Source organism: Moorena sp. SIO3B2 (genome assembly GCF_010692525.1).
GTDB lineage: Bacteria > Cyanobacteriota > Cyanobacteriia > Cyanobacteriales > Coleofasciculaceae > Moorena > Moorena producens.
Genome location: NZ_JAAHHE010000398.1, coordinates 1 through 5321, shown reverse-complemented (window position 1 = coordinate 5321; position 5321 = coordinate 1). Strand labels below are relative to the sequence as shown.

4 protein-coding genes are annotated in these 5321 nt (G+C 39.4%); 1 reads left to right on the top strand and 3 read right to left on the bottom strand.

What is annotated here, in order from left to right:
- The first annotated feature begins 100 nt into the window (after window positions 1-100).
- Window positions 101-265 carry a hypothetical protein gene (locus F6K38_RS34565; protein ID WP_287254402.1) on the top strand — a complete coding sequence of 55 codons (165 nt, stop codon included), beginning with the start codon at window positions 101-103 and terminating at the stop codon, window positions 263-265.
- Between the two features lie 1153 nt (window positions 266-1418).
- Here the strand turns inward: F6K38_RS34565 and F6K38_RS34560 are convergent.
- From F6K38_RS34560 to F6K38_RS34550, 3 genes are all read right to left on the bottom strand, one after another.
- Complete coding sequence (locus F6K38_RS34560) at window positions 1419-2765, bottom strand: IS200/IS605 family accessory protein TnpB-related protein (protein WP_287254407.1); 1347 nt, start codon at window positions 2763-2765, stop codon at window positions 1419-1421.
- Between the two features lie 293 nt (window positions 2766-3058).
- Window positions 3059-3667: a hypothetical protein gene (locus F6K38_RS34555; protein WP_287254404.1), complete on the bottom strand. Its 609-nt coding sequence runs from the start codon at window positions 3665-3667 to the stop codon at window positions 3059-3061.
- A 428-nt stretch (window positions 3668-4095) separates the two neighbouring features.
- Window positions 4096-4614: a hypothetical protein gene (locus F6K38_RS34550; RefSeq protein ID WP_287254405.1), complete on the bottom strand. Its 519-nt coding sequence runs from the start codon at window positions 4612-4614 to the stop codon at window positions 4096-4098.
- Window positions 4615-5321 lie beyond the last annotated feature (707 nt).

The window sequence follows — 5321 nt, the reverse complement described above, 5'->3', positions numbered from 1 at the left end:
GTCAGGCTGGCTCTTCCCGTGGATTTGAATGTCCACGGTTTCATTGTAACATAAAAATCTTAATATTATAGCATATTTTAAAAACTTTTGTAACAAATTATTGAAAGAGTCGGCAGAGGTACAGTTTTATAGCGCTACGCGCAATGGCATTGGCAAGAGGCAAGAGGCAAGAGGCAAGAGGCAAAGGTGCGCTACGCGCAAGCCCTGGGAGTCGGTAAAAGCGGGAAATGGGGAGAATTATCCCGGAAATTATTGTGTATTTTGATACATATTTTAAGGATTTTATACGTAATCAAAGTACATACTTGCTCCTTTGTAAAAAACCTACCCTTGTAAGTGGAGCACAACCAGGCGATCGCTAAACTCGGTGGTCGTATTTACTATGATTAAAGGAATTTTTCAAAACGTCCTGATATTGACTCAGAAGTAGCGAAGCTTTTTGCAGCTGGTGGATTCATTGGACAAGAGTAATAAGGAGTATTGATGGAATTTTTATCTCATATGTTTAGGAGGTTTGATATACCTTGCTAAATTTTAAAAATTCTGTTAATATACCGCAATGGCGAGAATATAGTATCTTAATTATTTTAAATTTTTCCTGGTAATTATATATAAATTGTGTATTTAAAGTATACGCATACAAGCACACTTATAATTGAAAATATATGGAATTATGTAAGATAACAAGGGGTGCATCTCATTTTTGCTGTTTGACACAGCGTTACGGGGCGGGTCCTCCAAACCCTGGCTACGAGGCGGAAAATGAGGCTCCCCTAACGCACCCTACGCAACTTTTTTACAAAAATGAGATGCAGCCGATAACAAGTATCACTATATCCAAGTTATTCTAATAGGATAGCTTAACTTGAATCACAAATCACAGTAATCAAAAAGTTTTTAATACAAAATTATAATATTGTTGATAAATCTGTATATCCCTATGTTCTAATAATGGCTTTAAGTGGAATACAATATGTATTGTTTTGTATTTATGATGAATTAACTGCCATAAATCATATAAAAATACTATAAATATATAATAAAGATACACGATTAGGAGAAAGGGTTGAACATATCCTTGATAATTACCAGCTGAATAACAAGAGATTTCGTTCAAACCTGAATCAATCATTAATTCCATCATTAATGTACTTATTTTTTAATATAATTGGTGTTTGGTTTAATGTGATTTTTAAAAATTAGTCTAAAATATTTACCATGATGTACTATGGGTTTACCCTAGTTGGCATTAAAGCATCAAAAAAAGCGATTGGCCGTAGGCCACGCTACGCGATGAAGCGAAGCTTCCGCTAAGAGCGATCGCATCAAAGACAAGTAATTAATTACGATCGCTGTTAATTTGGGAAAATTTGCTAGATGAAGCTCCCCCACCTTGTTTTCACAGAGGTGGGGGTGTCCTATGCTAACTTGGAACTACCACTAGTCCATAAGTCACAAAGGCTAGCCCAGCTTCTAGGCGGACGTCCAGAATTTTTACTGGAACGCCCCTCCTCGTCATTTCTGCGAGTGAGTTTAAACACGCCTCTGGCACCGATATTGTAAGCTCCGTTTAAATCTGCGTTAAACTGCTTGCCTGAAGGGAAAGTAGCCAGAGAGTAGTTTTTTGAATGCCGCTTTACCGTACCAGAACCATCAAAAGCTAGCTTGGAAGTATAGGCTGCGATTACATCTATTACTTTTCCGCCTAACTCTACCCATTTCATTTCCGTAAAATCGCGAATCTTTGCTTTAAGCCATCCGTGAAATCTTTGTCTGAGATTAGACCTTTTTCGGCCACCTTTAGGTTTCCACCCTTTAAGATTTTCAAAAACAATGGCTTCTGAATTATAATTTTCCGCAATCTCTACAATTCGCTTGGAAACAACATGGCTAATTTGGTTATTGATTCTTCGGCATTTTTGATAAATGTTAGAACAAAACCCTTTATGCAGTTTTCCGCCCCTACCCATTGTCTTAGAGGCTTTTTTTGATACGGTTCTTAATCGTTTGTCTCTACGGTCTATGTCTCTTCCAAGGTGAATAAAGTCACGATGGATTACAGTGCCGTCATTTCTTACTACTGCCACAGTGGCAGTAGTGTTTATCCCCAAGTCAACAGCAGTTACATTCCTCTCTGGATTTCTTTTGTCTGGCTTGCAACAGAATGGCACTGAAAGGTGACAACCTTTGTCACCCAATATCAAAGAAGGAGACATCATCTTGTTAGCCGCTACCTGATGCCTTTGCCTTAAACCTGTTATTTGAACCCTAGTCCAGACCCACTTCTTTCTCTCAAAAACCTTGATTTCTACTTGGTCAAAGCCGTGTAGCTTATAGCATTGACCTTTGTATAAAGTAGGGTAACATCCTGCTTTTGCATTAAGCCGAGGAGGCTTGCTGATTTTCTTTTTTCTATTACCTCTTTGCCAGTTTTGGTACCTGGTAACAAAACTGGATACTTGCCCTGCCGCAAAGGAAATAGCAGCCCGACGGTAATAGCTAGGGAATTTATAGAAACTGTTTTTAAATTGGGGATATTTTACGCTAGGGCGTTTAGCAGTTTGGTGCATCAACTTTTCTACAGCAGGAGTTAGCTGCTCCGCTGTGAGACTGCCCAGTTCTCCCCAATGAGTATAGATAATTCCCACCAAGTACCGGCAAGCACGACGATAGACTCTTACCGTTTCGCCTAGCAGTGCTTTCTGCTCAGCTGTTGGGTTAAGAGTCCATTTGTCTGTGCGAATTACCTTACCTGGTGTTTTGATCTGTTCCTTTGCTACTATATATCTAGTATATGTGGATATTCTAGATATGTCAACCCCAGACAGCAACAAAAAGAAAAGAATGAGAGGTGTCCCCGTTCATTACAACGAGCTTAAAAAAACACACAATATTATGCTTACAGATACTGTGTGGAAGTGGCTGCAATCTTCTGCAAAAGAATCAGGTACTAGTGTTGGAGAGTTTATAGAGCGTTGGGGAAGAAGTCAAATATCCTAGCGCTCCTTAACCCCCACCTGAACTAGGTGGGGGAATGCGTCGCGAAATTGTTCAAAAATCAGAAATGCTCGTCTTCGGTGTTTGGAACTGCCCAAGGGTTGATGCCATGTTCCCGGAGCTGGCGATCATACTCATCCTGGTAAGATTGCTGGACATCATACTCTTCCCAGGACTGCCGCAACTCCAGTTCCTGCTGTGCGATGGTTTCGTTGGCTGCATTCAACCTTTCTTCTAGTTCCTGCACGTAAGCATCTATTCGTTGACCTCGTTCTTCCATTGTCGCCGTGTCACCAAAAGCATGACGAAAATGATCCTCTAGAGAATCCAAGGCTAGTACACTAAGGATATTGTATGCTTCCTTGTTACCCCTGTAAGAACGGTAATTCCAATAAATGATTACTATTTTCAGTGGCAATCCATTAATCCTGGGTTGTCCAATTAATTGAGTTGAATCTTCTACTTCAAAAGTCTGACTCGTAAACCCCTCTCCCCATATGGTTTTGAAGGCTTTTGAGCGCAAAAAATCTGACACGTTTTGCTTGTTCTCTCCAACGGTTTCCGCTGTCTGGGTTTGAGACATTACGTACATGCCTTTCTTAGTCTTGAAGCCATCAAATTTTTTAAAAGTCCCGATCTGGATTATTGCGTGCGTAACGTATTCTTTCATGGTTAAGATCTAAGTGATTTACTGCAAATCATTTACTTCAGCGATCGCACTTCCCTGTCTAAAAAGGTGCGGTCGCTTTGCATGTCGTCATTGTATTGTAGTCTTTTACTGCCGTCAATGAAAAATCATCGCCATCAAAGTCGGATTGAAAACCAACCTGACTTTCCATTGCCCCACTATCTATCAGCGTTACTATTTGCTATTGTTAATAACACACAAAATTTGTTATAACCACGGCAAATTATTTATTACCACATAAATACATAGCTACAAACACATTAACTACAGATTTAACTTATAAGTCAACAAATTAACATAATTAAAAACAAAAAACTGGTCTACTTCCCTTAAGCTATATTAACAGAAATAAGATGACTTTTATTTATTTTTTATAACTGACAGAAAAGATCACAAAAAATCAAAGGTCATCACCTGGACTCCTTAGGGGAGTTGAATAACCATGCAAGTATACGACCTTGGATAAAGCTGGCGATGGGAATAATTAAAATTATGAGTTTTACTGCCATCTCTTGAGTTATATTGTAGTAGTAGCCAGAAGGCTGATTGTAGTTCTTAAAAATGTTAGCATAATAATGAGCAAAAATCTCCATTATCCAACTATAGAATGCAGTCCAAACTAAGCTGTTAAGAACAATCCACCAAATTACCCGAGTTGTATGCATAAAAAGAGCTACCGATTGGAAGAAAGATAACACTACCCAACCAATTAGGGTCGCAAAAATAGATGCTGTCCAGGTCATGGGTAATCCACTTGGATTCACTAGCAATGTATATTGAGGTCCTATGTACCAACCACAGACAAAAACTATGGTTGGTATGGCAACGTAGACCCCTAACGCAGTCACCACAACCCATATCCAAGCGTCGGAAATGTAACGTCGCAGAACAACCCATTGTGCGATCGCTGGCCAAAACGGTATAAGCATGTACAAAAGCAGATACAGCAGATACAAAACCAGATCATAAAGATTTCCATATAGCGATAAAAGCGATAAAAGCGATAAAAGCGATAAAAGCGATAAACATGACGCAATAGTAATTATCAGACCCGTGGTTGTTGCTATCGTCCACTCGATTATAAATCCCAGACTAGGTGTTCGTTTAAGCATTGGATTCTAAATTCTCTGTTCCCAACTTTAGGATGATGTCTTTGGCAAATTTAAATTAAGGTTGATTTCCCAAATCGATATAATCATACTACGATCGCGGTTCACAAATATCTAGGGAACAGGAATTTTTAACAAGGAATTTATCCCCATCACAAAACTACTTCTAGGAATGTGCTGATCAAGAATGGTTATTGTTGTGGCTTCATCGTAATCATTCATTTGTAATCCATACTTGACATAGCAAATCCCATTCAGGACTTCCGAACATCTGAATCCCCAGGAGTATTACTTACATCGGGCAAACCAAGTTTTTCGACTGTTCTTTTTCCTTAGTTAACGGCTGATAGGTCTTGTGAGCATACGGGTCATATCCCTCAAAACCTGAATAAGTCATCTCACACAATAACCGAGACTTGAGCGGAGAAGGAGGTAAATTTACCGTAAGCATTCAGCAGTCAGCCGTCAGCCGTCAGCCGTCAGCCATTCGCTACGCGAACAGTAGTGTGGCCATAAGCCATAAGCCA

Coding starts and splice junctions, on each gene's coding strand:
- F6K38_RS34550 (WP_287254405.1), bottom strand. CDS start 4,614: ATGCTTATACCGTTTTGGCCAGCGATCGCACAATGGGTTGTTCTGCGA.
- F6K38_RS34555 (WP_287254404.1), bottom strand. CDS start 3,667: ATGAAAGAATACGTTACGCACGCAATAATCCAGATCGGGACTTTTAAA.